Here is a 23,172-nt window from a genome sequence, read left to right on the forward strand (position 1 = left end):
CCAGACCTCCCCATAGCTGACGGATAGTCAGATCAAGCGCAGAGCGTAGAGCGCCGACGCTTGTCGGTCCAGGGGTGGCGGGGCTAGCTTGTTTCTGACGATCCATCAGATCGGTGAATTGGGGAGACCATGGAACTGCCTCGGATCATCAGCGTCGACGACCACGTGATCGAGCCCGCGCACCTGTTCGACGTCTGGCTGCCCGCCAAGTACCGCGACCGCGGCCCCAAGGCGCTCACCGCCGGCATCGGCGAACTCGCCTACACCGGAGGCAAGTACGTCATCACCATGGACCCCGACGGCCCGCCGACCGACTGGTGGATCTACGAGGACCTGAAGTTCCCGTACAAGCGCAACATCGCCGCCGTCGGCTTCGACCGTGACGACATGACCCTGGAGGGCATCACCCGCGAGGAGATGCGCCGCGGCTGCTGGGATCCCAAGGCGCGCCTCGCCGACATGGACCTCAACCACGTCGAGGCCTCGCTCTGCTTCCCGACCTTCCCGCGCTTCTGCGGCCAGACCTTCGCCGAGGCCCACGACAAGGAAGTCGCCCTCGCCTGCGTACGCGCCTACAACGACTGGATGGTCGAGGAATGGTGCGGCGACAGCGGCGGCCGGCTGATCCCGCTGTGCATCATCCCGCTCTGGGACATCGACCTCGCCGTCGCCGAGATCCGGCGCAACGCGGCCCGCGGGGTGAAGGCCGTGACCTTCTCCGAGATCCCCACCTATCTCGGGCTCCCCTCCATCCACTCCGGCTACTGGGACCCCTTCTTCGCCGTCTGCCAGGAGACCGGCACGGTGGTCAACATGCACATCGGGTCCAGCTCCCAGATGCCCGCCGCCTCCCCCGACGCACCCCCCGCCGTCCAGGCCTCGCTCAGCTTCAACAACGCGATGGCCTCGATGATGGACTTCCTCTTCAGCGGCGTCCTGGTGAAGTTCCCGACGCTCAAGCTCGCCTACAGCGAGGGCCAGATGGGCTGGATCCCCTACGCCCTGGAACGGGCCGACGACGTCTGGGAGGAACACCGGGCCTGGGGCGGAGTCCGCGACCTGATCCCCGAGCCGCCGTCCACGTACTACTACCGGCAGATGTTCTGCTGCTTCTTCCGCGACAAGCACGGGATCGCCTCCCTCGACGTCGTCGGACGCGACAACGCGACCTTCGAGACCGACTACCCGCACGTGGACTCGACCTTCCCGCACACCAAGGAGGTCGCCCTCGACCACGTGAAGGGGCTGGACGACGAGACGGTCTACAAGCTGATGCGCGGCAACGCCATCCGCATGCTCGGCCTCGACCTGGACCGCGACCGCTGATGGACCTGACCTACACCGAGGAGGAGCAGGACTTCCGGGCCCGGCTGCGCGCATGGCTCGCCAAGGTGCTCCCCGAGCTGCCCGCCAGGCCGTCCCCCGACGACTGGCCGGGCCGGCGCGCCTACGACCTCGGCTGGCAGCGCAGGCTGTACGAGGCCGGCTACGCGGGCCTGCACTGGCCGGTGGACGCGGGCGGCCGCGGAGCCACCCCGACCCAGCACCTGATCTTCCTGGAGGAGACCGAGCGCGCCGGGGCCCCGTACGTCGGCGCGAACTTCGTCGGGCTGCTGCACGCCGGACCGACGATCGCCGCCGAGGGCACGGCGGAGCAGCGGGCGCGCTGGCTGCCGCCCGTACTGCGCGGCGACGAGGTGTGGTGCCAGGGCTTCAGTGAGCCGGACGCGGGCTCCGACCTGGCCTCCCTGCGCACCCGGGCCGTGCGCGACGGCGACGACTACGTGATCAGCGGGTCGAAGATCTGGACCTCGCACGCGGAGGTCGCCGACTGGTGCGAGCTGCTGGTGCGCACCGATCCCGGGGCGCCCAAGCACCGGGGGATCTCCTGGCTGGCCATGCCGATGGACGCGCCGGGGGTGACCGTACGGCCGCTGCGCACGCTCGCCGGGTCGGCGGAGTTCGCGGAGATGTTCCTCGACGAGGTACGGGTCCCGGTGGCCGACCGGGTCGGTGCGGAGAACGACGGCTGGCGGGTCACCATGGTCACGCTGTCCTTCGAGCGCGGCACCGCCTTCGTCGGCGAGGTCGTCGCCTGCCGCCGGACCCTGGGGGAACTGGCCCGGACGGCGCAGGCCAACGGCCGGTGGGACGACCCGGTGCTCAGGCGCAGGCTGGGACGGCTGTACGGGGAGTTCGGCGCGCTGTGGCGGCTCACCCAGTGGAACGTCAGCGAGGCCGGGCGATCGGCGGGCGGCGTCCCCGGCATCGGCGGTTCCGTCTTCAAGCTCGCCTACTCGCACGCCCGCCAGGAGCTGTACGACACGGCGGCGGAGGTCCTCGGGGCCCAGTCCCTGTCCCTGGAGGAGGAGTGGACCCTGGACCGGCTCTCCTCCCTCTCGTACACGATCGCGGCGGGCACCTCGCAGATCCAGCGGAACATCGTCGCCGAGCGGATCCTCGGCCTCCCGAAGGGCCGGTGAGGGGCATGGACTTCCAGCCGACCGAGGACCAGAAGGACCTGCGGGCGGGCGTACGGGACCTGCTGGCGGGCCGGTACGGACGCGAGGCGCTGCGGGCGTCGGTGGACACGGGCGCGAGCGTGGACCGCGCCCTGTGGCGCGAGCTGGGCGAGGCGGGCTTCTTCGCGCTGCGCCTGCCGGAATCCGAGGGCGGTGTGGGCCTGGGACTGCCGGAGGCGGTGCTGGTCTTCGAGGAGGCCGGGCGGGCGCTGGTGCCGGGTCCGCTGGTGGCCACGCACCTGGCCGCCGGGGTGGTTCCTGGGGCGGCGGCGGGGACGGCGGTGGTGAGCGCCTTCGACCTGGGCGGACCGCTGGTGGCCCACCTCGGGGAGGCGGACGCGGTGCTGGGGGCGTCCGGGGTGCCGGCGGGCGAGCCGGTGCGTTCGGTGGACCCGCTGACTCCGCTGCACCGGGTGGCGGTGGCGGGCGACTCGTCGGCGTACCGGGAGGAGGGGGCGCTGCTGACGGCCGCGCTGCAGCTCGGGAGCGCGCTGCGGACGGTGGAGCTGGCGGTGCGGTACGCGGGCGAGCGCGAGCAGTTCGGGCAGCCGATCGGGGCGTTCCAGGCGGTCAAGCACCTGTGTGCGCGGATGCTGGTGCGGGCGGAGGTGGCCCGTACGGCGGTCTACGCGGCGGCGGTGACGGGGGACGCGGGGGAGGTGGCCGCGGCCAAGCTCCTCGCGGACGAGGCGGCGGTGCTGGGCGCCCGGGACTGCCTGCAGGTGCACGGTGGGATGGGCTTCACCTGGGAGGCGGACGTGCACCTGCACCTGAAGCGGGCCTGGGTGCGGGCCGAGCAGTGGCGGACGGCGGCGCAGGCGGAGGAGCTGCTGTCGCAGGAGCTGCTGGGCTCGGCGGGGCAAGGGGGCCGGGCGCGGTAAGGCGCGGGGCGGGGTAGGGCGCGGGAGGCGGCCGCGTCGGCGGGAGACCCTCGGCGGACGTCGCTCACGGTGATGTGGAGGCACGGGAAGGACGACGCGGGACGCATGTCCGATTACAGAGAGTTGATATCGGTTTGTGTCCTTCGCCCAACTCATTGCGGCCCGGATGCGGGGACCTGCTCCGGTACGCTCCCACGAATGCGAGCGGTTGAGCGGCGCGAGCGTCGCACAGTATGCACCACGCCCACACCTTCGCGCGTGAATATGCCCGAAGCGCTTGTTGTGGTGACTGTATGTCAACCATGCTGCTACGGAAGGGGATCACAGCGGGTGATCCCGTCCTGTCGCGAGGCGAAGTGTCCGCCGGTTCGGATGGTGTGAGCGGTGCAGGTGCTTCAGGTTCAGCTTGAGGTCGGTGCGGATCCCGCCGAGGTCGGCCGGGCCCGCCGGTGGGCGCGTTCCCGGCTGGCGGGGTCGGGCATAGGGGACGACGAGCCGCTCGCCGAGACGCTGATCCTGCTGATCTCCGAGCTGGTCACGAACGCGGTCGTGCACACGGGCTGTCCGGCCGTGCTGCGGATGCTGTTCGGAGGGCCGGGAGTGCGGGTCGAGGTGGCCGACGCGAGCGACCGGGCGCCGAACCGCCGGCAGGCGTGCGGGGAGGACACCGGCGGGCGCGGCCTGGAGCTGGTCGACGGGCTGGCGGACCGCTGGGGCTGGCAGCGCGAGGGTGCGGGCAAACAGATCTGGTGCGAGATCGACCGCGCGCAGAAATCGACCTCTGACTGCGCGTCCGAGCGGCCCTCGGACGGCCCGTCGGAATTTCATACCCCGCCGCGGGAACCGCGCGTGTACCTCTAACGAGGTGTTGACGGTTCGTCACATCTTGATCACCCTGGTGTGGAGCGATTCGACGCGAGGGGACGCCAAGGGCAGGCCTTGACGAGTGCGGGTCGTGGGGTGGCGGCTGCCGTGCCGCGCTCGGGGCGTGCATGCGCGTCGCCGCCACCCGCAGAACCCGCCGGGCCTCCTCCTGGGGGAGGAGGCTGGACCGGGCCGCGGGTCCCGGGTGCCGGGGGAGGGCGGGACCCGCGACCTCGTGCCCGTGGCCGATGTGCCGTGCCGGGGCCGGTTCCTAGCCTCGGGGCATGCGATCACACGAAGCGGCCGAGGCGCCGCCCACCGCCGACCGACCCCTCGGCCCCGCCGCCCGTCGCGCGTCTTCCGTGGGCCTCGTCCTCGCCGCCTGCCTCGCCGCCACCCCCACCCTGGCCGTCGCCGACGAGGCCGCGTCCGCCGGGGCGGCCGGGGCCGCGCCCCCGTCCGCGTCCGCGTCCGCCGCGAACCGTTCCGGGGCCGGCCTCGACCCGTACTACCGGCAGCGGCCGGCCTGGGGCAGCTGCGTCACTGGCCCCGGCGACACCACGGGCCCTGATCTGGACAGGGCAGGTGTGCAGTGCGCGGACGTGACCGTGCCGCTGGACTACGCCGCCCCCCGGGGACGCACGATCACCGTGGCGATATCCCGGCTCAAGGCCACCGACACCCGTCACCGCATCGGCGCGATCCTGCTGAACACGGGCGGCCCCGGCGGCCCCGCCCGGGCCTACCCGCCGACGGCCCGCGCGGCGATGAAGGAAGTCGGGGCCCGCTACGACATCGTCGGCTTCGACCCGCGCTTCGTCGGGCGCAGCACCCCGCTGGACTGCGGCTGGCCCCTCGGTATGACCTGGCTGTCGGCCGGCGCCGACCGGGCGGGCTTCGACCGGCAGGTCGCCCTGCAGAAGAGCCTGGCCGACAAGTGCCGGGCCACCGGCGCCTCCGTGCTCCCGCACATCAGCACCCGCAACACCGCCCGCGACATGGACGTCATCCGCGGCGCGCTCGGCGAGCGGAAGATCTCCTACCTGGGCTACTCCTACGGCACCTACCTGGGCACGGTCTACACCCAGATGTTCCCCGGCCGCCACGACCGGATGGTGCTCGACGGGGCGATCGACCCGGGCGACTACCGGCCGCGACTGCTGGAGGGCACGGAGCGCGAGAACGAGAAGGCGCTGTCCGACTGGGCGGGCTGGGCGGCGGAGCGCCACGGCACCTACGGCCTCGGCCGCACCCGCGCCGAGGTGCTAGCCTCCGTCGACCGCGTCGTCGCGGCATCCGCGCGCGGCCCGCTGACCATCGGTTCGGGCGCCGACGCCTTCCGGATCGACGACAGTCAGGTGCCGCTCCTGCTGTTCTCGGGCATCGCGGACGACACCGAGCCCGCGCGGGCGTCCTTCGGCGGGCTGCTGTCCGTACTGGTCGAGGCCGCCGGCGGGGCGCCGACCACGCTGCCCGCGGGGTTCGCCGGGGAGCTCCGGTACGCGCTGCGCGGGGAGGGCGAGCCCACGGGAGTGCAGTCCGCGATCATCTGCGGGGACGTGGCCGCCGGGCGCGATCCCGAGCAGTACTGGCGGGACATCGAGCGCAGCCGCGCCGCGCATCCCCTGTTCGGCCCGCTGACCCGCAACATCAACCCGTGCGCCTTCTGGGACCGGCCGCGGGAGGAGCCCACCCGGGTACGGCGTGATGCCCCCGCGCTGATCGTGGCCGCCACCGGCGATCCGCGCACCACGTACAAGGGCAGCGTCGAGCTGCGCCGACAGCTGCCGAGTTCCAGGCTGATCACTCTGGAGGGTGCGAACCGGCATGCCCTCTACGGGAGTTACGCCAACAGCTGCGTGGACGACCAGGTCAACAGGTACCTGGCCACCGGCAAACTGCCCGCGAAGGACCGGACCTGCGTCAAGGAGGCCGACTGAGGCAGGCGTGGGTCACAGCGCCGCGAGGAGGTCGTCGAGCGGGGCTGGTACCTCTTCGGGAGCGAGGGCCTCGACGAGGAGGCGGCCGTAGCGGATCTTGCGGCCCTTCTTCGTGCCGAGGAAGCGCCGCAACTGCCGCTGCCGGGGACGGCCGTGCTGGGCGGGCTGACGTACGAAGGTCTGCCAGGAGCGCAGGTCGCCCTCGGACCGGAGGACCTCCTCGATCCGCGCGGTGCCCAGTGCCCGGATGAGTTCGTCCTCCAGGTCCGCCACGCACACGAAGAAGCCCTGCCTCGGGGCCCCGGCCCGGTCCAGCGCACGGTCGTAGAAGGGCTGCTCGCGTTCGTCGCTCAGTCCTGTCAGGCGCAGTCCGAGGCCGGGCGGCCCGAGGAGGCCGGTGTAGCGGGCCACGCTCATGGCCCCGCCCATGGGTACGACGCACACCCCCTCGGCGGCGAGGTCGCGGCCGCGCCGTGCGGCCAGGGCTTCGACGGCCGCGTGGTCGCTGGGCCCTTCCAGCAGTACCGCCGTCCGCACGTCCAGGCGTGCGGCCAGCTCGCTCGCGGCCTCGCCGGGACCGCCGCTCGCCCAGTGGTCGACCGCTTCCCGGAATGCCCGCATGTCCGCCATGGGCCGAGTCTGCGCCTTCACCGGCGCCGGGGCACGGAATTTTCGGCGCCGGCCGGCGGTCGGCGGTCGGCCGCTGTCGCCCGCCGTCCCGGGCGCCGTGCCGGGACAGCGGGCGGTCACGTTCCGGGGCGTCTCAGCCGTCGGTGCAGATCACGTCGTACGGGCGCCCGATGGCCATCGTCAGTTCGATCGGGTCGGTGGTGCCGGAGGGGCACTCGGCCTTCGTCTTGACGAGGCCGAGGACCTTCTGGGCGCCCGAGCCGCCGCAGGCGACCTCCTTGGCCTGGGAGGTCACGCAGTCACCCTTCACCAGCTGGCCGCCGCCGGCGCCGGCGTCGCCGGGGTGGTCGCCGGAGAGGTTGCGGCCGCAGACCGTGTTGGTGGGGATGCCGCTCGACTTGCCGCCGTAGGAGATGCTCACGTCGATCATCAGGTCCGTGCCCGGCGGGCACTGGATCGCGCCCGGGAGGATGCTGGCTTCCTTGATGTCGATGGCCTTGAAGGTGGCGCCGGAGTCGGAGCAGCCGTGCCGCTTGTACCCGTCGGGGGCCTTGGCCGGGTCGGGGCCGCCGCAGTCGCCGACCTTCCACGCGCTGGAGGTGTCGGAGGAGGACTCGGGGGACCCGGGGTCCTTGGCGGTGGGCTTGGCGGAGGGGGAGGCCGAGGGGGACGCCGACGGCTTGCCGTCGTCCTTGCGGAGCGACTGCATGACGAAGTAGCCACCGATGATGACCACGGCGAGCACGATGACGGCGACGATGTTGCCGCCTGAACGGCGCCTGGGGGCAGGTGGCGGCGTTACCTGGTACGGGTTGGCCATGCGGGCTTCTCCTGCGGGGAACGTGGCGGGGACGGGGTGTGACGCACGCGAACGGTGACGCGGCATGTACACCTCATGGTTCCACGTGGTCGTACGCCCCGGGGGCCGTGCGGCCAAAGCCCCCGGGGCGAAACGCCGTCGGGTCAGAGGACGGCCACCGGGGCCACGGGAGTTCCGGTGCCGCCGACGAAGGGTTCCGGCATGGCGGAGAGGAGGAACGCGTAGCGGTTCTCTTCTGCACAGGCTGTGGACAACTTTTCGAGGTTCCAGTTCTGGCCCTGGTGCATGCCCATCTCGACCAGGTGGAGGGCGTGGACCGGAAGCCACAGGTTCTCGATCTCCGGCGGGAAGATCTCGAAGGTCAGCGTGTCGTTCGCGACGGCCGCCACGTCCCGCGCGTGGAACCACTCGGGCGTACGGACGGACAGCCCGGGCGAGGGGAAGCCGTAGCCGTGCTTGTCGCCCGCCAGGTAGACCTGGATCTGGCCGGTGCGCACCAGGACGATGTCGCCGGGGCGGACGGTGACCCCGCCGAACTCCTCGGCCTCGGCCAGGTCCCCGGGGGTCACCGCGTGGTCGCCCGGCAGCCGGTCCAGCCCCTTCGCGCGCGCGACGTCGAGGAGCACCCCGCGCGAGACGATGTGGCCGGCCTTGTCTATGCCGCTGAACTCGGCGCGGCCGTGGGCCGTGATGGTGCCGGCCGGGCGGCCGTTGTAGATCTTCCCCGAGTGCGAGACATGGGTGAGGGCGTCCCAGTGGGTGCCCGCCTGGAGGCCCATGCTCACCGCGTCGTCGTTGCAGGCCACCGTGCCGGGACCGAAGAGCTCCTGGTTGATCTGCACCATCGTGTGCAGCGGGTTGATCCGGCCGGGGATCATGCCGACCTGTACCCCGTCCTCCTTGAGCGGGAGGGCGAGCGGGATCCGGCGGCCGGTGCGGATCTGTGCCGCGGCGCCCCGGACCACCTCGTCGGTGATCAGGTTCAGGGTGCCGATCTCGTCGTCGGCGCCCCAGCGTCCCCAGTTGTTGACGCGCTTGGCGATGTCGTGGAACTCGGCGGGCAGGGTCATGGGCGTCGACAGCTCCTTGCGTGGATGCGGCGGTTACGACGACAACGAGGGCTTGTGCAGGTGTATCCGACTACCCATAGAATCTAACGGTCCGTCAGAAATCGCGGGAAGGGGCCGGACGTGGGGAACTTCTTGGCAGGCAAGGTCGTCGCCGTCACCGGCGCCGGCCGGGGCATCGGACGGGCCGTGGCACTCGCCGCGGCCGCCGAGGGCGCCAAGGTCGTCGTCAACGACTACGGGGTCGGGATCGAGGGCGCGGAGCCCACCAGCGAGATCGCCGAGGCCGTGGTGAAGGAGATCACCGCCCTCGGCGGGGAGGCCGTCGCCGTCGCCGACGACATCTCCTCCATGGCGGGCGGCCAGCGCCTCGTCGACACGGCGCTCGCACGGTACGGCCGCATCGACGGCGTCGTGTGCGTGGCCGGCATCCTGCGCGAGCGGATGCTGTTCAACATGTCCGAGGAGGAGTGGGACCCGGTCATCGCCACCCACTTGAAGGGCACCTTCACCGTCTTCCGCGCCGCCTCCGCCGTCATGCGCAGGCAGGGCACGGGCACCCTGATCGGCTTCACCAGCGGCAACCACCAGGGCTCCGTCGCCCAGGCCAACTACAGCGCCGCCAAGGGCGGGATCATCTCGCTCGTCCGCTCCGCCGCGCTGGGCCTGGCCAAGTACGGGGTCACGGCCAACGCCGTCGCACCCGTCGCCCGCACCCGGATGTCCGCCAACGTGCCGATGGAGCTCAAGGAGATCGGCGAGCCCGAGGACGTGGCGGCGCTGGTCACCTACCTGCTCAGCGACCGGGCCAGGGCCGAGGACATCACCGGGCAGGTGTACACGATCGCCGGTCCGAAGATCGCCGTCTGGGCGCAGCCGCGCGAGCTGCGCGCCGGATACGCCGAAGGGTCCTGGACGCCGGAGAAGATCGCCGACTTCCTGCCCGGCACGGTGGGCACCGACCCGATGCCGATGCTCGCGCAGCTGGAGGCCATGGCCAAGGCGGCGGCCGCCAAGGACCGCCCCAACGCGTAGGAGCCGGACCGGGCGGGACCGGACCGGGCGGGACCGGACAAGACAGGGCGGGACAGGACCAGGGGGAGCGGCGTGGACTTCAGCTTCGGGGCCGAGGACGAGGAGCTGCGCGGGCGCGCCCGGGCGTGGCTGTCGGAGCACCTCGTGGGCCCGTACGCACAGGCCGTCGGCCTCGGCGGACCGGGCAGCGAGCACGAGGGGGCCGGGGTCCGGCGGGCGTGGGAACGCGAGCTCGGCCGGGGCGGCTGGATCGGGCAGGGCTGGGAGGCCGACGGGTGGGGAAACCGGCGGCTCTCCCTGACCGGCCAGGTGGTGTGGGCCGAGGAGTACGCGGCCCTGCGCGCGCCCGGCCGGGTCGGCCACATCGGCGAGAACCTCCTCGCCCCGACCCTCATCGCCCATGGGTCGCCCGAGCAGCAGGGCCGCTTCCTGCCCGGCATCGCGCGGGGCGAGGAGCTGTGGTGCCAGGGCTACAGCGAGCCGGACGCCGGGTCCGACCTCGCGGGGATCCGTACGGCCGCGGTACGGGACGCGGCCGACGGGCTGTACCGGGTGACCGGCCAGAAGATCTGGACCTCGCTCGCCCACGACGCCGACTGGTGCTTCGTCCTGGCCCGCACCGAGCCCGGCTCGCGCCGTCACCGGGGGCTGTCGTTCCTGCTCGTACGCATGGACCAGCCCGGCCGCGTCGAGGTCCGGCCGATCCGGCAGATGTCGGGCACGAGCGAGTTCAACGAGGTGTTCTTCGACGGGGCGGTCGCGGCGGAGGTCGTCGGCGCCGAGGGCGACGGCTGGACCGTGGCCATGGGCCTGCTCGCCCTGGAGCGCGGGGTCTCGACCCTGGTCCAGCAGATCGGGTTCGCGGCGGAACTGGAGCGCGTTCTGGCGGCGTACGCGGCGCGGGCCGCCTCGGGCGCCGGGGACCCCGTCCTGCGGGACCGGCTGGTCCGGCAGTGGGCCGAGCTGCGCACGATGCGGTGGAACGCGCTGCGCACCCTCGGCGCCGACGGGGATCCGGGCGCCCCCAGCGTGGCCAAGCTGCTGTGGGGCGGCTGGCACCGGCGGCTCGGGGAGCTGGCGGTGGAGGTCCGCGGCGCGGCGGCCACGGCCGGGCCGGGCCCCTGGGCGCCCGGGCTCCCGTACGAACTCGGACTCGACGAGGAGCAGCGCCTGTTCCTGTTCACCCGTGCCGACACCATCTACGGCGGCTCGGACGAGATCCAGCGGAACATCATCGCCGAGCGCGTGCTCGGCCTGCCTAAGGAGTCCAGGTGAGAGGCGTCGTGTTCGACGGCAAGCAGGCTCAGGTGGTCGACGACCTGGAGATCCGGGACCCGGGGCCGGGGGAGGTGCTGGTCGCGATCGGCGCGGCCGGGCTGTGCCACAGCGACCTGTCGGTCATCGACGGGACGATCCCGTTCCCGCCGCCGGTCGTGCTCGGGCACGAGGGCGCGGGGGTCGTGGAGGCGGTGGGCCCGGGGGTTGCCCACGTGGTGCCGGGCGATCACGTGGCGCTGTCCACCCTGGCCAACTGCGGGGCGTGCGCTGACTGCGACCGGGGCCGGCCGACGATGTGCCGCAAGGCGATCGGGATGCCCGGGCAGCCGTTCTCGCGGGGCGGGAAGCCGCTGTTCCAGTTCGCCTCCAACTCCGCCTTCGCGCAGCGCACGATCGTCAAGGCCGTACAGGCCGTGAAGATCCCGGCCGACATTCCGCTGACCTCGGCTGCGCTCATCGGCTGCGGGGTCCTCACGGGGGTGGGGGCGGTACTGAACCGGGCGCGCGTGGACCGCGGTGAGACGGTGGTCGTCATAGGCACCGGCGGCATCGGGCTGAACGTGCTGCAGGGGGCCCGGATCGCGGGCGCCACGACGATCGTGGCGGTGGACGCGAACCCGGCGAAGGAGGCGGTGGCCCGGCAGTTCGGCGCCACGCACTTCATCGACGCGTCCGCCGCCGCCGACTCGTCGGCGGCGGTCCGCGAGATCCTGCCGACCGGCGCCGACCACGCCTTCGAGTGCGTGGGCAACGTCAAGCTGATCCGCCAGGCGATCGACCTCCTCGACCGGCACGGGCAGGCGGTCCTGCTCGGCGTGCCCGGCTTCCGGGAGGAGGCGTCGTTCCTCGTGTCGTCCATGTACCTGGACAAGACGATCATGGGCTGCCGGTACGGGTCCTCGCGCCCGCAGCGCGACATCGCGCTCTACGCCGAGCTCTACCGGCAGGGCCGGCTGCTGCTGGACGAACTGGTCACGGAGGTCTACCCGGTCGAGGACTTCGCCAAGGCCGTGGACGACGCCCACCACGGGCGGGTGGCCAGGGGAGTGCTCACCTTCTGACCGGCCCTGCCGCTCCCCGGAAACGGCTCGGCTCCCCCACCGACGGGATCGCACCCGCCGGCGGAGGAGCCGTGAACCGTGTCACCGTCAGTCGAGGACGTCCGGGATCGGGTCGGTGTTGCCGCGCTGCAGTGCCGCCCCGGAGCCGGCGCTCGAACCGAGCGCCCAGTCCATGAGCTTCATCGAGTCCGCGTAGCGCTCCTCGTCGTTCAGCAGGACGCCGATGACGGTCTTGCCGTTACGGGTCGCCGAGTACACGAGGCACTTGCCCGCGGCGGTGCCGGTGCCGGTCTTGACACCGATCGCGCCCGGGTAGGCGTAGCCGGTGGGACGCTCCCTGATCAGCAGGTTGCTGTTGCCCCACGTGGCGTCGGTCGAGGTGCCGCCCGTGCTGTAGGTCTTCGCCGCCACGATCTTCGGGAAGGTGACGCCCGACATCGCGTACTTGGTCAGCTTCGCCAGGTCGCGCGGGGTCGTGAGGTTCTTGCCGGTCGGCGAGATGCCGTCGAAGGAGTCGTACACGGTCTTGGTCATGCCCAGCGACTTGGCCTTGGCGTTCATCTGCGCGATGAAGTCCGCCTTGCGGGCCTGTGTGGTCGCGCCCTTGCCGAAGGTGTCGGCGAGCGCGTAGGCCGCGTCGCAGCCGGACGGGAGCATCAGCCCGTACAGCAGCTGGCGGACCGTCGGGGTGGCGCCCACCTTCAGGTGGGCCGAGCTCGCGCCCTCGCGGACGACGTAGTCCACGTACTCCTGCTTGATGGTGACCTTCTGGTCGTAGTTCAGGTTGGGCGTACGCATCACGACCTGGGCGGTCATGATCTTCGTGGTGCTCGCCCCCTGCCGCTGGGTGTCGGCGGCCTTGCTGGCGAGCGTGGCCCCGCTGGTGCCGTCGATCAGGATCGATCCGGCGGCCGTGACGGGAGGTGCGGCGACCGGAGCCGCCGACGAGGCCGGCGAAGCGGCCACCAGGAAGGCCCCGGTGGCGACCGTGACGGCGATCGCGCCGCGCGTACGGCGCATCAGGTTCAGTATCAAATCAAATCCCCGCGTATCCGAAGAATTCCGAAGGGGCTGGAGCGCCGAGAGAACACCGAGGGTGTCCAGCCCGTGGGGGAGCTTACGCATCCGGCGGACGCAGGGACATCGAGCTGCGGGGGCGGAACGGTCCGGGGCCGGTCCGGCGGCAGGGCCGTCAGCCGGCCCGTCAGTCGGCGAGACGCCCGAAGCGGCCCTTGTGGAAGAGGAGCGGCTCGCCCTCGCCGGCCGCGCCCATGGCCACCACCCGGCCCACGACGATGAGGTGGTCCCCGCCGGTGTGGACAGCCTGGATCCGGCAGTCGATCCAGGCGGGCACCGCGTCGAGCTGCGGTGATCCCGTGACGGGGGCGGGCGTGTGGGTCACCCCGGCGAACTTGTCGGCGCCGCTGACGGCGAAGGACCGGCACAACTCACCCTGTGCGGCGCCGAGGATGTTGACGCAGAACACCCCGGCGCGGGCGATCCGCGGCCAGGTGGTCGACGTACGGGCCACCATGAAGGTGACCAGGGGCGGGTCGAGGGACAGCGAGGCGAAGGACTGGCAGGCGAAGCCGGCCGGGCCCTCCTCGTCCTCGCCGGGCGGTGCGGTGATGACGGTGACCCCGCTGGCGAAGTTCCCGAGCACGGCCCGGAACTCGGCGGGGGACACCGGCGCGCGCTCGTCCTCGCCGACGGCCCGCAGGTCGGGACGCGGCAGGGCGTCGACGGACTCGGGTTCCCGCTCCGCCGAGGCGGAGGTGGGGGAGCCCACTGACCTGAGGTATCGGACGACGGTGGCCGCCATCCCTGCATGTCCCATCACAGCAACGATTGAAGCTGACGGTTCGTCAGATAGGAAGGGGCGGGAGGGTGAGCGCGCTATTTGAACATGTTCAGGAAAGGTGTAGAGTCCCGGTCCGAGAGACTTGAACGCGTTCAGACGAGGGCGGGTGGGCAGGATGACGCAGGTGACACGGATGCCGCGGGCGGCGGCGGACCGCGGATGGTGGGCATCGGCACCCGGCGCGGAAGCGGTCTTCGCCGGGCAGCTGTTGACAGGGCTGGCCCTGTTCGTCGTCCTGCAGGGGCCGGACGACGGCTTCGAACTCACCACCCGGGGACACGACCTGCTGACCTTCCTCGTCGCAGGGGCCGTGGTCGTCCCCGCCCTGCTGCTGGTCATCGGCATGCTGCACGCCTTCGTCTTCACCCGCCCCGCCCCGCCCTCACCCTGGCCCGCCGGACGGGCGAAGTCGCCGCCGTACCGGCCTGGCTCCTCGGCACGTCGGCGGCCTGCGCCTTCTTCCTGTGGCGTGTGGGGTTCCCGTTCCTCCCCTCCCTGGCCTGGATCGCGGGCAGCGGCGTACTCCCCCTGCTGGTGGCGGGTCTGGCGCTGCGCACCACCCGGTCGTGCGGCTACGTCGCGACGGCGGCGTACGTCACCTCCGGCGTGCTCGCGCTGGCCACCCTGGTCAGCGGGCCGTACGCGACCGATGGGGTCACGACGAACGGCTACGAGCTGTCCGGGTCGCGGCAGCCGCAGTACGCCGGCACGTGGCACGGTGAGGGCGGCGGGACGGTCCGGCTCCGGGAGGGCGGCGAGCTCGTCGTCGAGGACCTCCCGGTCAATCCGGGCGACGGCTCCGTGGCGCGCTGCACAGCCTCGGGCACCTGGCGGGAACGGCCGGCCGACGCGCGGTTCGACCAGCGGGCCGGGGTGGAACTGATCGTCGGCGATTGCCCCGGCTGGCAGTCGCAGTGGCAGGAGGCCGGGCCCGCGGCCCGCCCCGAGCTCCACCCGGTCGGCAACCCGGGCGCCGGCTCCATGCGCCCCCTGTGGCGCTCCGGCCCGCCGGACGTCCTCGCCTAGGGCGCCGCGCCGAGCGTCCCGTACCCCCACACGGGTGAAACCCCCCGCCTCCGTGGGTCCGTACGCCCGGGCGCGGGTGGAGGCTCGGCATCGTGGCAGCGACCTCGTACCGCCGCCGTAGTCCCGGGAGGACCCCATGCTCGGCACCGACTTCACCACCGGATCACCCAACTGGCTCGACCTCGGCAGTCCCGACACCGAGGCGGCCGCCGCGTTCTACAGCGCCGTTCTCGGCTGGGAGTTCGTCTCCGCCGGGCCCGAGGCGGGCGGGTACGGGTTCTTCCAGGTCGGCGGCAAGACCGTCGCCGCGCTCGGGCCGCTCACCGAGGAAGGGGCCACGTCCGCCTGGATGCAGCACTTCATGACCCCCGACATCCAGGCCACCGCGACGGCCGTCACCGCCGGCGGCGGCGCGGTCCGGATGGAGCCCATGGACGTCATGGGAGAGGGCTGGCTGGCCCAGTTCACCGACCCGCAGGGCGCCGAGTTCGCCTGCTGGCAGCCCGGGAAGACCGCCGGACTCCAGCTGACCTCCGCCGACAACACGCTGGTGTGGACCGAGCTCCACGTGGCGGACCCCGTCGCCGCCATCGACTTCTACACGGGAGTGTTCGGCTGGCGCAGCGCCGAGATGCCCGCGCCCGGAATGACGTACCGGGTGCTGAGCACCGCCGACGGAGACCAGCAGGACGCCTCCTTCGGCGGGGTCGCCCCCTTCCTGGGGGAGGGCGCGGCCGAGGAGGCGCGCTGGGTGCCGTACTTCTCCTCGGCGGACGTCGACGCCACCGTCGCGGCGGCCAAGGCGAACGGCGGCTCGGTGCTCATGCCGGCCACCGACCTCCCCGAGGTCGGCCGGATCGCCTGGCTGGCCGACCCGGCCGGAGCGGTGTTCGCGCTGCTCAAGCCCGACCCGCGGATGTAGTGGGCCGCGGCGGTTCCGTCAGCGGCCGAGGTACTTGGGCGTGCGGCGCTCCACGAAGCTCGCCACGCCCTCGTTCGCGTCGGCGGTGGTCATGTTGATCTCCTGGGCGGTGGCCTCGGCGGCGAGTGCGGCCGCCCGGTCACCGTCCAGGGAGGCATTGACCAGCTGCTTGGTCATGGCCAGGGCCCGGGTGGGCCCCTGGGCGAGCCGCTCGGCCCATTCGCGGGCCGTCGCCTCCAACTCCGCAGCCGGAACCACCCGGTTGACCAGACCCAGGCGCTCGGCCTCGGCGGCCGGGACGGCATCGCCGAAGAACATCAGCTCCTTGGCCTTCTGCGGGCCGACGAGCCGGGGCAGCAGATACGCGCCCCCGCCGTCGGGGACCAGGCCGCGGCGGACGAACACCTCGATGAAACGGGCCGGTTCTGCGGCGATCACGAGGTCGCAGGCGAGGGCCAGGTGGGCGCCGATACCGGCGGCCGTGCCGTTGACGGCGGCGAGGACGGGCTTCTCGCAGTCGAGCACCGCGGTGATCAGGCGCTGCGCGCCGAGGCGGATCATACGGGCGACGTCACCGGCGACCCTCTCGCCCGCGGGGGCGCCGCCGCCGCGCAGGTCGGCGCCCGCGCAGAAGCCCTTGCCGGTGGCGGTGACGACGACGGCCCGCACGCCGGGGTCGGCGGAGGCCTCGGAGAGCAGCGCGATGATGCGCTCGCGCTGGTCCCAGGTGACGGCGTTCATCGCCTCGGGGCGGTTGAGGGTGATCCAGGCGACGCCGTTCTCGATGCGGTGCAGGACTTCGTCCTCGGCGATGCGGCTCATGGGTGACTCCCGTTCGGGGGTAGGTGCGGCGCCGTTGCGGAGGCTCCGCCCCCGAGCCCCCGCGCCTCAATCGCCGGCGGGGCTGGATGTGGCCGGCGTCAGCCTGCAAGTGCCCGCAGGGCCGGGCATTTCAGCCCCTCCGGCGTCTGAGGAGCGGGGTGCGGGGCGCAGCCCCGGCCGGGGCTCCGGTGGCTCAGCGGCAGATGGCGAGGGCGTCCAGGGCCACCGCCCCCTGGCCGCGGGGGAGGACCATCAGGGGGTTGATGTCCAGCTCGGACAGCTCGTCGCCCAGTTCGAGAGCCATCCGCTGGATCCGCAGCACGACCTCCACCAGGGCGTCCACATCGGCCGGCGGAGCCCCCCGTACGCCCTCCAGCAGCGCATGCCCGCGCAGCTCCCGCAGCATCGCCCGCGCCTGGTCCTCGCCGAACGGCGGCACGCGGACCGCCGCGTCGTGCAGGACCTCCACCAGGACCCCGCCCAGCCCGACGGTGACGGTGGGGCCGAAGAGGTCGTCCTGGGTCACGCCGACGACCATCTCCACGCCCCGCTCCACCATCTGGCAGACCAGGATCCCGTCGAGCGGCACGTTCTCGTAGCGCGCGATGTCGGTCAGCTCCCGGTACGCGTCACGGATCTGGCTCGCCGAGGTGAGGCCGATCTTCACGAGGCCGAGCTCCGTCTTGTGGCCCAGCTGCGGGCCCGAGGCCTTCATCACCACCGGGTAGCCGACCAGCCCGGCCGCGCGGACCGCCGCCGCCGCGCTGGTCACCAGCTGCTCGCGGGGGACCCGTATCCCGTAGGCGCGCAGCAGCTGCTTCGCCGCGTGCTCGCTGAGCTGCTGGGACGGCCGCATGAGGGCCTGCGCCTTGCGGTACGAGGGCGAGGGCGTGCGCGGTGCGTCCTGGAAGGGGGAGCGGTATCCGGCGGTGAAGCGGTGGTGGCCGAGGTAGGCGCGTACGGCGGTGATGCAGTTGCCGAAGGTACGGAAGGTGGCCACGCGGGAGGAGCCGAGGAGAGTGGTGCGGTAGGCGTCCTCGGTGCCGACGGGGGAGCCCCAGATCACGCAGATCAGCTTGTCGCTCTGCTCGGCGGCGTCCACCAGGTCCTGGGCGAGTTTGTCGCTCATGGGCGGGAAGGGGCCGGTGATCGGGCAGATCAGGACGCCCACCTCGGGGTCGGCGAGGATCGCGTCGATGATCTTGCGGCCGCGCCAGTCGCCGACCGGGTGGCCGCCGTTGTCGACCGGGTTGGCGACGTTCAGGTACCCGGGGATCCACTGGTGGAGTTCGTCCTGCCTGGCCTGCGAGAGGGTGGGCAGGGTCAGGCCCGCCTCCGTGGCCAGGTCGGAGAAGTGCGCCCCGGTGCCGCCGGAGATGGAGTAGACGACGACCCCGTCCGCCTTGGGCTTGCGGGCCCGGGCGAGCAGGGCGGCGGTGTCCTGGAGCTCGTCGAGACCGTCGACGCGGATGACGCCGAACTGGCGCATGGCGGCGTCCACGACGGTGTCGGCGCCGGTCAGCTTCCCGGTGTGGGAGGCGGCCATGCGGGCGCCGGTCTCGGTGCGGCCGACCTTGACGGCGACGACGGGGACGCCGTTGCGTGCGGCCCGGTCGGCGGCGAGCAGGAAGGACCGGCCGTCCTTGAGGCCCTCCACGTAGCAGGCGATGGCCCCGACCTCGGGCTGCTCGGCGAAGTAGGAGATGAAGTCGGAGGTCTCCAGGTCCGCCTCGTTGCCGGTGGGCGCCCAGTGGGAGAGCCGGATGCCCAGCTCCTGGAGGGTGTAGACGGGCCGGCCCTGGTGGCCGGACTGGGTGATGAGGGCGATCGCCGGGCCGTCGAGGTCCTCGCGGAACCTCTCGAAGGCGTTGAGGTTGGTGTTGGGGCCCAGCAGGCGCAGGCCGGAGCCGCGGACGGCGGCGCCGAGCCGCTCCTGGGCGGCGGCCCCCGCGTCGCCGGTCTCGGCGAAGCCGGAGGCGAAGGCGACCGCGAACTTGACCTTCGTCTCGGCCAGTTCCTCGATGACGGGGAGCGGGTCGGCGACGAGGAGGACGGCGAGGTCCACCTGTTCGGGCAGGTCGGCCACGGAGGCGTGGCAGGTCAGCCCGAAGACGGTGGGGCGGGTGGGGTGCACGGGGTGGATCCGGGCGCCGACGCGCTCCGCCCAGGCGATGAGCTGGCGGGTGATGCCGGTGTTGGGTCGGCCCTCCGTGTCGGAGGCGCCGATGACGGCCACGGACTCGGGCCGGAAGAACCGGTCCAGGTCGGGCACGTCGGCGTGCAGCGGTCGTCCGCTGACGTCCAGGGGGACCGCGTCGTCGGCGGAGGGGGCCGCCGACGAGTGGACGGCGGTCCTGGGAGACTCCCCGCAGGCCTCGACACGTGCGCGGAAGTCGGTGGTGAGGGTGCCGTGAGTAGATCCAAGCATCGTTGCCCGCCCGCTCCTGCTCGATGAACCTCGATGGAACTCAATAACTGACGTGTAGTCAGATTACTGAACTGACGTGCCGTCAGGAACAGGGCTGCGCAGGAAAGGTGTGGAGGTGGTGTGGTGAAGTGAACGGTGACAGATCCCGCCCGGACCGGTCCAGGGCGCGAATCGGCCGATGAGGCGAGCGGGCGGGCCGGGCCCGCCCGGCGGCTCACAGGGGCGCCACCTCCACCCGGCCGGTGAACCGGCCGCCGACCTGATCGGCGAGCCACCGGACACGGGCGGCGTGCTCGGGCCGGGCGGCGTTCGGCACGTGCACGTGGACGGTGTGGTCCTCGTGAAGCTCGTCCTGGTAGAGGTCGCGGGAGTTGACCGAGAGCGTGAGGTACGCGTACTTCTGCGAGACGCGCTCCAGTCCGGCCTCGGGCACCTCGGGCCAGGCGTCCAGATCGAACCGTACGGCCGCGGGGTCGGGTCCCAGCGCGGCGATGAACGGCTCGGCGAGATCGAGCGGGTGGCACCAGTCGAACACACGGATCGGCAGGCACCGCGCCGGGTCGTCGCCGGCGTCCGACGAGCCGTGCTTCTCTCCGGCCACGGCCCACCACTTGAGGGCGGGCAGTAGCACGAGCACGCGGGCCAGGACCTCCGGCGACCGGATCACCGCCTCGAAGTCGACCTCGCCGTTCCTGGTGTCTGCGATGTCCAGCAGGGTGTGCATCGCGCGGGTCGCCTCCGCCAGGTCGGGCGTCGTCAGGACGGCTGCGGCATCGGAATTGCTCATCGCGGAGCCCCCTCGGTGGTGCGCAGGCGGCGGGCGACCGCCTTGGCGATCTTCTCCGCGTCCAGGGCCATCTCCCGGAACATGCCGCTGATGGGGTTGCCGAATCCAGTGAAGTACAGGCCGGGGGCCTGCTCGGGGGTGCGGGCGCCGTGCGCAAGCGGGCGGCCGCGCTCGTCGAGCACCCCGAGGTGGCCGACCAGCCCCTCCAGCGCCCGGCGGTAGCCGGTCGCCGCGACCACCGCGTCCGGCGTGATCCGCGAGCCGTCCGCGAGCACCACCTCGGCGCCGTCGAAGGCCTCGACGGCGGCCACCGGTTCCACCTTGCCGCTGCGGACCGCGTCGATCAGACCGACGTCCTGAACCGGTATCGACCCCTGCTTGACCCTGCTGTACAGGCCGGTGGCCGGGCGCGGAAGCCCGTACGCCGACAGGTCCGGGACGGACGCCCTGGCGACGAGCCGACCCACCCGGTCCACCAGCCGCACGGGCAGCCGGCGTACGAGGATCCCGCTGCGCTGGGCCGGCCAGCCGACGGTGGAGCGGCGCATGATGTGCGGCGCGGTGCGCACGGCGAGCCGCACCCGCGCCGCGCCGCCCTCGACAAGGTCGACGGCTATCTCGGCACCGGTGTTGCCGACGCCGACGACGAGGACGTCCTGGCCGGCGTACGGCTGGGGGTTGCGGTAGTCGGAGGCGTGCAGCAGTCGGCCCGCGTACGCGTCCCGGCCCGGCCAGTCGGGGAGCGCGGGCGTGTGGTTGTACCCGGTGGCGACGACCACGGCCGCGGCCGCCAGCTCCCGGCCGCCGCTGGCGTGCAGGACCCAGCCGTCCGAGCCCTCGCCCTCGGGGCCGGGCCCGGCGGGCTCGATCCGGGTCACCTCCACACCGGTGACCAGCTCCAGCTCGTGGAACTCGGCGTACTTCTCCAGGTAGTGCACGACGTTGTCGCGGGAGACCCAGCGCCCGAAGCGGCGCGGCATGGCCAGGCCCGGGAGGGCGGAGAGCCGGCGTGTGGTGTGCAGGCGCAGCCGGTCGTAGTGCTGCCGCCAGGATGCGCCGACCGCGTCGGACTTCTCGACGACCACCGCGCGGACCCCGCGGGCGCGCAGCGCGGCGGCCGCGGCGAGGCCGCCGGGGCCGGCCCCGATGACGTAGACGGGGCGGGGCTGGGTGGTCATGTCGGGTGCTGTGGGGTCTCCGGGCATGAGGTGTGATCGTATCGCCACGCTGGGTTGATGGGTCTCGGTCGGGCGGGGAATCGATTGCGGATCGATCACGGGCGCCCGGAACGCCCGCACCCCCGTGAGTCCGCGGCCGGCCGGGGCCTTGCGCGATCGCCCCGGATCCGCTCAACTGACGTTCCGTCAGATAGAGCGTGCGCGTCGATCGCGAGAGGGGTGGGGGCTGCCGATGCAGACCATCTGGCTCAGTGGGGCCGAATGGCTCGCCGTGCTCCGGATAGGCCTCGGCCTGTGGTGGCTGGAGAGCTGGCGGCACAAGGACAAGAAGGGCTGGTTCGAGCGCGGCACCGGCATCGCCTGGGCCGCCGACGTCGCCGGCAAACACCGCTGGACCTTCGTCAAGGGCGGCTTCGAACTGGTCGTCGCACCGCGGCCGAAGACGATGGCGTACATCGTCGTCTACGCGGAACTCGCCCTCGGGCTCGGCCTCGTACTCGGCTTCCTGACCCCGGTCGCACTGATCGGCGGACTCCTGCTGAACCTGCTCTACCTGGTGCTGATGATCCACGACTGGGCCGAGCAGGGCCAGAACGCGATGATGGCGCTCATCTCCCTCGTCGCGCTCCTCGCCATGTCCTGGCAGACCTGGTCCCTCGACGCGGCGATCGGACTGTTCCCGTGACCGGCACCGTGCGGTACGACCTCCCCGAGGCGGACGAGTTCACCCGGCCCTACTGGGACGCGGCGGCCGAGGGCCGGCTGCTCCTGCGGCGCTGCGCCGACTGCGGGCGGGCGCACCACTACCCGCGCGAGTTCTGCCCCTTCTGCTGGGCGGGCGAGGACCGCGTGACGTGGGAGACGGCGAGCGGCCGGGCGACCCTCTACACGTGGTCGGTCGTCCACCGCAACGACCTCCCGCCGTTCGGTACGCGCGTCCCGTACACGGCGGCGGTCGTCGACCTCGCCGAAGGCCCGCGGATGATGACCGAGGTGGTGGACTGCGATGCGGCGGAGCTGCGCGTCGGCATGCCGCTGACGGTCACCTTCCGCGAGGCCGCGGACGGGGTGTGGGTGGCGGTCTTCCAGCCCGCGCCGCCACCGCACTGAGGGACCTTCGGGCCGGGGATCAGGGCCAGAGCAGCTCGCGCTCCCAGGAACCGCCTTCCGTACGGGAGTACCGCAGGCGGATGTGCCGGCGCGCGGCATCACCCTGGAAGAACTCCGCCTCGGCGGGATCCAGCACGTACCGCGTCCAGGTCGGAGCCGGCGCGTCCGGCTCGGCTCCGGCCCGCTCCCAGGCGGCCGCCGAGACCCGCGCCAGCTCCTCGGCGGAGCCGAGCACCTCGCTCTGCCGGCCCGTGAGCGCGGCGGCGAGCGCACCCCGCGAGCGGACCGCCAGGTCCGCCCGGCTCTCCTCAGGCCCGCAGGCGGTGACCCGCCCCCGGACGCGGACCTGGCGGCCCACGGTCGGCCAGTAGAACCCGAGCGCCCCATCCGGGTGCCCGGCCAGCTGTACGCCCTTGGCGCTGGTGGCGTGCGAGGCGAAGTGCCAGCCGCGCGCGTCGACGTCGTGCAGCATCAACGTCCGCACATCGGGCCGCCCCTCCCCGTCCACCGTCGCCAGAGTCATGGTGTGCGGCTCCAACTGCCCCGCCCGGGCGGCATGCACGAACCACTCCCGGAACAGCGCCAAGGGCTCCCGGGGCGCGGCGGAGGCGTCGAACCCGGGGAGCGGAGAGTCCCACACGCGCAGGGAATGCAGGGTGGCGCGGAATTCGTCGCTGCTGATCTCGCTGGTCTCGCTGGTCATGAGGCATATGGAACAGCAGGGCGGGGATGGGGGCCAGGGGGCGGGGGTGGGGGCTTCGGGGGCGGGAGCGGCTCGGCCGGGGCCGGGGAGGTGGGGCGGGGGCCTCGGGGGTGGGGCCGGGCGGGCGGAATCAGACGAAGCACGGCGGGGGCTTGGGTGGGCGGGAGCTGCTGGGGCGGGGTCAGGGATGGGTATGGGGGTTTCCCGTCAGTCCCATCGTCCCTCCGTGTCGGGCCG

General features: G+C 72.6%; 22 protein-coding genes. 12 read left to right on the plus strand and 10 right to left on the minus strand.

All coding sequences use genetic code 11. The annotated features are described in order from the left end of the window. The first annotated feature begins 129 nt into the window (after nt 1-129). The 5 genes from ACFY0D_RS38450 to ACFY0D_RS38470 all read left to right on the plus strand — a co-directional run bounded on the left by ACFY0D_RS38450 (nt 130) and on the right by ACFY0D_RS38470 (nt 6,207). Nucleotides 130-1,326 carry an amidohydrolase family protein gene (locus ACFY0D_RS38450; protein ID WP_351149854.1) on the plus strand — a complete coding sequence of 399 codons (1,197 nt, stop codon included), beginning with the start codon at nt 130-132 and terminating at the stop codon, nt 1,324-1,326. Then, a complete protein-coding gene (locus ACFY0D_RS38455; protein ID WP_390802523.1) occupies nt 1,326-2,483 on the plus strand; it encodes an acyl-CoA dehydrogenase in 1,158 nt (385 codons plus the stop codon). Before ACFY0D_RS38450 ends, ACFY0D_RS38455 begins: the two co-directional genes overlap by 1 nt. Nucleotides 2,484-2,488: 5 nt before the next feature. Continuing rightward, complete coding sequence (locus ACFY0D_RS38460) at nt 2,489-3,403, plus strand: acyl-CoA dehydrogenase family protein (RefSeq protein WP_390802524.1); 915 nt, start codon at nt 2,489-2,491, stop codon at nt 3,401-3,403. A 384-nt stretch (nt 3,404-3,787) separates the two neighbouring features. Continuing rightward, complete coding sequence (locus ACFY0D_RS38465) at nt 3,788-4,264, plus strand: ATP-binding protein (RefSeq protein WP_030731977.1); 477 nt, start codon at nt 3,788-3,790, stop codon at nt 4,262-4,264. A gap of 287 nt (nt 4,265-4,551) precedes the next feature. After that, nucleotides 4,552-6,207, plus strand: coding sequence for an alpha/beta hydrolase (locus ACFY0D_RS38470; RefSeq protein WP_390802525.1), 1,656 nt, complete (start codon nt 4,552-4,554; stop codon nt 6,205-6,207). Nucleotides 6,208-6,219: 12 nt separating this feature from the next. Here ACFY0D_RS38470 and ACFY0D_RS38475 read toward each other — a convergent pair whose 3' ends face one another. The 3 genes from ACFY0D_RS38475 to ACFY0D_RS38485 form a co-directional block, all read right to left on the minus strand. Next, a complete protein-coding gene (locus tag ACFY0D_RS38475) occupies nt 6,220-6,837 on the minus strand; it encodes a TOPRIM nucleotidyl transferase/hydrolase domain-containing protein (protein WP_390802526.1) in 618 nt (205 codons plus the stop codon). Between the two features lie 133 nt (nt 6,838-6,970). Next, entirely contained in the window at nt 6,971-7,657 is a 687-nt protein-coding gene (locus tag ACFY0D_RS38480) for a hypothetical protein (protein ID WP_390802527.1), read from the minus strand. Nucleotides 7,658-7,800: 143 nt separating this feature from the next. Next, on the minus strand, nt 7,801-8,727 hold the full coding sequence (locus ACFY0D_RS38485; RefSeq protein WP_390802528.1) for a cyclase family protein: 927 nt from the start codon (nt 8,725-8,727) through the stop codon (nt 7,801-7,803). 120 nt (nt 8,728-8,847) lie between these two features. Here ACFY0D_RS38485 and ACFY0D_RS38490 point away from each other — a divergent pair, with 120 nt between their 5' ends. The 3 genes from ACFY0D_RS38490 (at nt 8,848) to ACFY0D_RS38500 (ending at nt 12,098) form a co-directional block, all read left to right on the plus strand. Beyond that, entirely contained in the window at nt 8,848-9,759 is a 912-nt protein-coding gene (locus ACFY0D_RS38490; RefSeq protein WP_390802529.1) for an SDR family oxidoreductase, read from the plus strand. Between the two features lie 72 nt (nt 9,760-9,831). Then, nucleotides 9,832-11,034 carry an acyl-CoA dehydrogenase family protein gene (locus ACFY0D_RS38495; protein WP_390802530.1) on the plus strand — a complete coding sequence of 401 codons (1,203 nt, stop codon included), beginning with the start codon at nt 9,832-9,834 and terminating at the stop codon, nt 11,032-11,034. Beyond that, nucleotides 11,031-12,098, plus strand: coding sequence for a Zn-dependent alcohol dehydrogenase (locus ACFY0D_RS38500; RefSeq protein ID WP_390802531.1), 1,068 nt, complete (start codon nt 11,031-11,033; stop codon nt 12,096-12,098). The genes ACFY0D_RS38495 and ACFY0D_RS38500 overlap by 4 nt, the downstream gene beginning before the upstream one ends. 87 nt (nt 12,099-12,185) lie before the next feature. Here the strand turns inward: ACFY0D_RS38500 and ACFY0D_RS38505 are convergent, their stop codons facing one another. Then, entirely contained in the window at nt 12,186-13,118 is a 933-nt protein-coding gene (locus ACFY0D_RS38505; protein WP_390802532.1) for a D-alanyl-D-alanine carboxypeptidase family protein, read from the minus strand. 184 nt (nt 13,119-13,302) lie between these two features. Next, nucleotides 13,303-13,920 carry a flavin reductase family protein gene (locus tag ACFY0D_RS38510; RefSeq protein WP_390802542.1) on the minus strand — a complete coding sequence of 206 codons (618 nt, stop codon included), beginning with the start codon at nt 13,918-13,920 and terminating at the stop codon, nt 13,303-13,305. A 510-nt stretch (nt 13,921-14,430) separates the two neighbouring features. Here ACFY0D_RS38510 and ACFY0D_RS38515 point away from each other — a divergent pair. Both ACFY0D_RS38515 and ACFY0D_RS38520 read left to right on the plus strand, forming a co-directional pair. Continuing rightward, nucleotides 14,431-14,985: a hypothetical protein gene (locus ACFY0D_RS38515; RefSeq protein ID WP_390802533.1), complete on the plus strand. Its 555-nt coding sequence runs from the start codon at nt 14,431-14,433 to the stop codon at nt 14,983-14,985. 136 nt (nt 14,986-15,121) lie between these two features. Further along, the gene (locus ACFY0D_RS38520) at nt 15,122-15,907 is read left to right on the plus strand and encodes a VOC family protein (RefSeq protein ID WP_390802534.1); all 786 of its coding nucleotides are present in this window, start codon (nt 15,122-15,124) and stop codon (nt 15,905-15,907) included. 18 nt (nt 15,908-15,925) lie between these two features. Here ACFY0D_RS38520 and ACFY0D_RS38525 read toward each other — a convergent pair whose 3' ends face one another. The 4 genes from ACFY0D_RS38525 to ACFY0D_RS38540 form a co-directional block, all read right to left on the minus strand. Next, the gene (locus ACFY0D_RS38525; RefSeq protein ID WP_390802535.1) at nt 15,926-16,729 is read right to left on the minus strand and encodes an enoyl-CoA hydratase/isomerase family protein; all 804 of its coding nucleotides are present in this window, start codon (nt 16,727-16,729) and stop codon (nt 15,926-15,928) included. 193 nt (nt 16,730-16,922) lie between these two features. Further along, complete coding sequence (locus tag ACFY0D_RS38530; RefSeq protein ID WP_390802536.1) at nt 16,923-19,157, minus strand: acetate--CoA ligase family protein; 2,235 nt, start codon at nt 19,155-19,157, stop codon at nt 16,923-16,925. A gap of 214 nt (nt 19,158-19,371) precedes the next feature. Next, nucleotides 19,372-19,944, minus strand: coding sequence for a hypothetical protein (locus tag ACFY0D_RS38535; RefSeq protein ID WP_390802537.1), 573 nt, complete (start codon nt 19,942-19,944; stop codon nt 19,372-19,374). Further along, a complete protein-coding gene (locus tag ACFY0D_RS38540) occupies nt 19,941-21,122 on the minus strand; it encodes a flavin-containing monooxygenase (RefSeq protein WP_390802538.1) in 1,182 nt (393 codons plus the stop codon). The genes ACFY0D_RS38535 and ACFY0D_RS38540 overlap by 4 nt, the downstream gene beginning before the upstream one ends. 232 nt (nt 21,123-21,354) lie before the next feature. On the opposite strand from ACFY0D_RS38540, the gene ACFY0D_RS38545 reads away from it, so the two are divergent. Next, complete coding sequence (locus tag ACFY0D_RS38545; RefSeq protein ID WP_390802539.1) at nt 21,355-21,807, plus strand: DoxX family protein; 453 nt, start codon at nt 21,355-21,357, stop codon at nt 21,805-21,807. Beyond that, nucleotides 21,804-22,232 carry a Zn-ribbon domain-containing OB-fold protein gene (locus ACFY0D_RS38550; protein ID WP_390802540.1) on the plus strand — a complete coding sequence of 143 codons (429 nt, stop codon included), beginning with the start codon at nt 21,804-21,806 and terminating at the stop codon, nt 22,230-22,232. Before ACFY0D_RS38545 ends, ACFY0D_RS38550 begins: the two co-directional genes overlap by 4 nt. A gap of 19 nt (nt 22,233-22,251) precedes the next feature. On the opposite strand, the gene ACFY0D_RS38555 is transcribed toward ACFY0D_RS38550, so the two are convergent. Beyond that, nucleotides 22,252-22,935 (minus strand): pyridoxal 5'-phosphate synthase, encoded by a 684-nt coding sequence (locus ACFY0D_RS38555; RefSeq protein ID WP_390802541.1) that lies wholly within the window; start codon nt 22,933-22,935, stop codon nt 22,252-22,254. Nucleotides 22,936-23,172: the final 237 nt, after the last annotated feature.

Origin of the sequence: Streptomyces sp. NPDC001502 (genome assembly GCF_042894785.1) — a bacterium.
Lineage (GTDB): Bacteria > Actinomycetota > Actinomycetes > Streptomycetales > Streptomycetaceae > Streptomyces > Streptomyces kutzneri.

What these genes read in the sequence shown, in the direction of transcription:
- ACFY0D_RS38480 (WP_390802527.1), bottom strand. Translation starts at nt 7,657, where the DNA reads ATGGCCAACCCGTACCAGGTAACGCCGCCACCTGCCCCCAGGCGCCGT.
- ACFY0D_RS38540 (WP_390802538.1), bottom strand. Translation starts at nt 21,122, where the DNA reads ATGACCACCCAGCCCCGCCCCGTCTACGTCATCGGGGCCGGCCCCGGC.
- ACFY0D_RS38505 (WP_390802532.1), bottom strand. Translation starts at nt 13,118, where the DNA reads ATGCGCCGTACGCGCGGCGCGATCGCCGTCACGGTCGCCACCGGGGCC.
- ACFY0D_RS38455 (WP_390802523.1), top strand. Translation starts at nt 1,326, where the DNA reads ATGGACCTGACCTACACCGAGGAGGAGCAGGACTTCCGGGCCCGGCTG.
- ACFY0D_RS38545 (WP_390802539.1), top strand. Translation starts at nt 21,355, where the DNA reads ATGCAGACCATCTGGCTCAGTGGGGCCGAATGGCTCGCCGTGCTCCGG.
- ACFY0D_RS38470 (WP_390802525.1), top strand. Translation starts at nt 4,552, where the DNA reads ATGCGATCACACGAAGCGGCCGAGGCGCCGCCCACCGCCGACCGACCC.
- ACFY0D_RS38525 (WP_390802535.1), bottom strand. Translation starts at nt 16,729, where the DNA reads ATGAGCCGCATCGCCGAGGACGAAGTCCTGCACCGCATCGAGAACGGC.
- ACFY0D_RS38555 (WP_390802541.1), bottom strand. Translation starts at nt 22,935, where the DNA reads ATGACCAGCGAGACCAGCGAGATCAGCAGCGACGAATTCCGCGCCACC.
- ACFY0D_RS38520 (WP_390802534.1), top strand. Translation starts at nt 15,122, where the DNA reads ATGCTCGGCACCGACTTCACCACCGGATCACCCAACTGGCTCGACCTC.
- ACFY0D_RS38450 (WP_351149854.1), top strand. Translation starts at nt 130, where the DNA reads ATGGAACTGCCTCGGATCATCAGCGTCGACGACCACGTGATCGAGCCC.
- ACFY0D_RS38530 (WP_390802536.1), bottom strand. Translation starts at nt 19,157, where the DNA reads ATGCTTGGATCTACTCACGGCACCCTCACCACCGACTTCCGCGCACGT.
- ACFY0D_RS38510 (WP_390802542.1), bottom strand. Translation starts at nt 13,920, where the DNA reads ATGGCGGCCACCGTCGTCCGATACCTCAGGTCAGTGGGCTCCCCCACC.
- ACFY0D_RS38485 (WP_390802528.1), bottom strand. Translation starts at nt 8,727, where the DNA reads ATGACCCTGCCCGCCGAGTTCCACGACATCGCCAAGCGCGTCAACAAC.
- ACFY0D_RS38535 (WP_390802537.1), bottom strand. Translation starts at nt 19,944, where the DNA reads ATGAGCAATTCCGATGCCGCAGCCGTCCTGACGACGCCCGACCTGGCG.
- ACFY0D_RS38475 (WP_390802526.1), bottom strand. Translation starts at nt 6,837, where the DNA reads ATGGCGGACATGCGGGCATTCCGGGAAGCGGTCGACCACTGGGCGAGC.
- ACFY0D_RS38460 (WP_390802524.1), top strand. Translation starts at nt 2,489, where the DNA reads ATGGACTTCCAGCCGACCGAGGACCAGAAGGACCTGCGGGCGGGCGTA.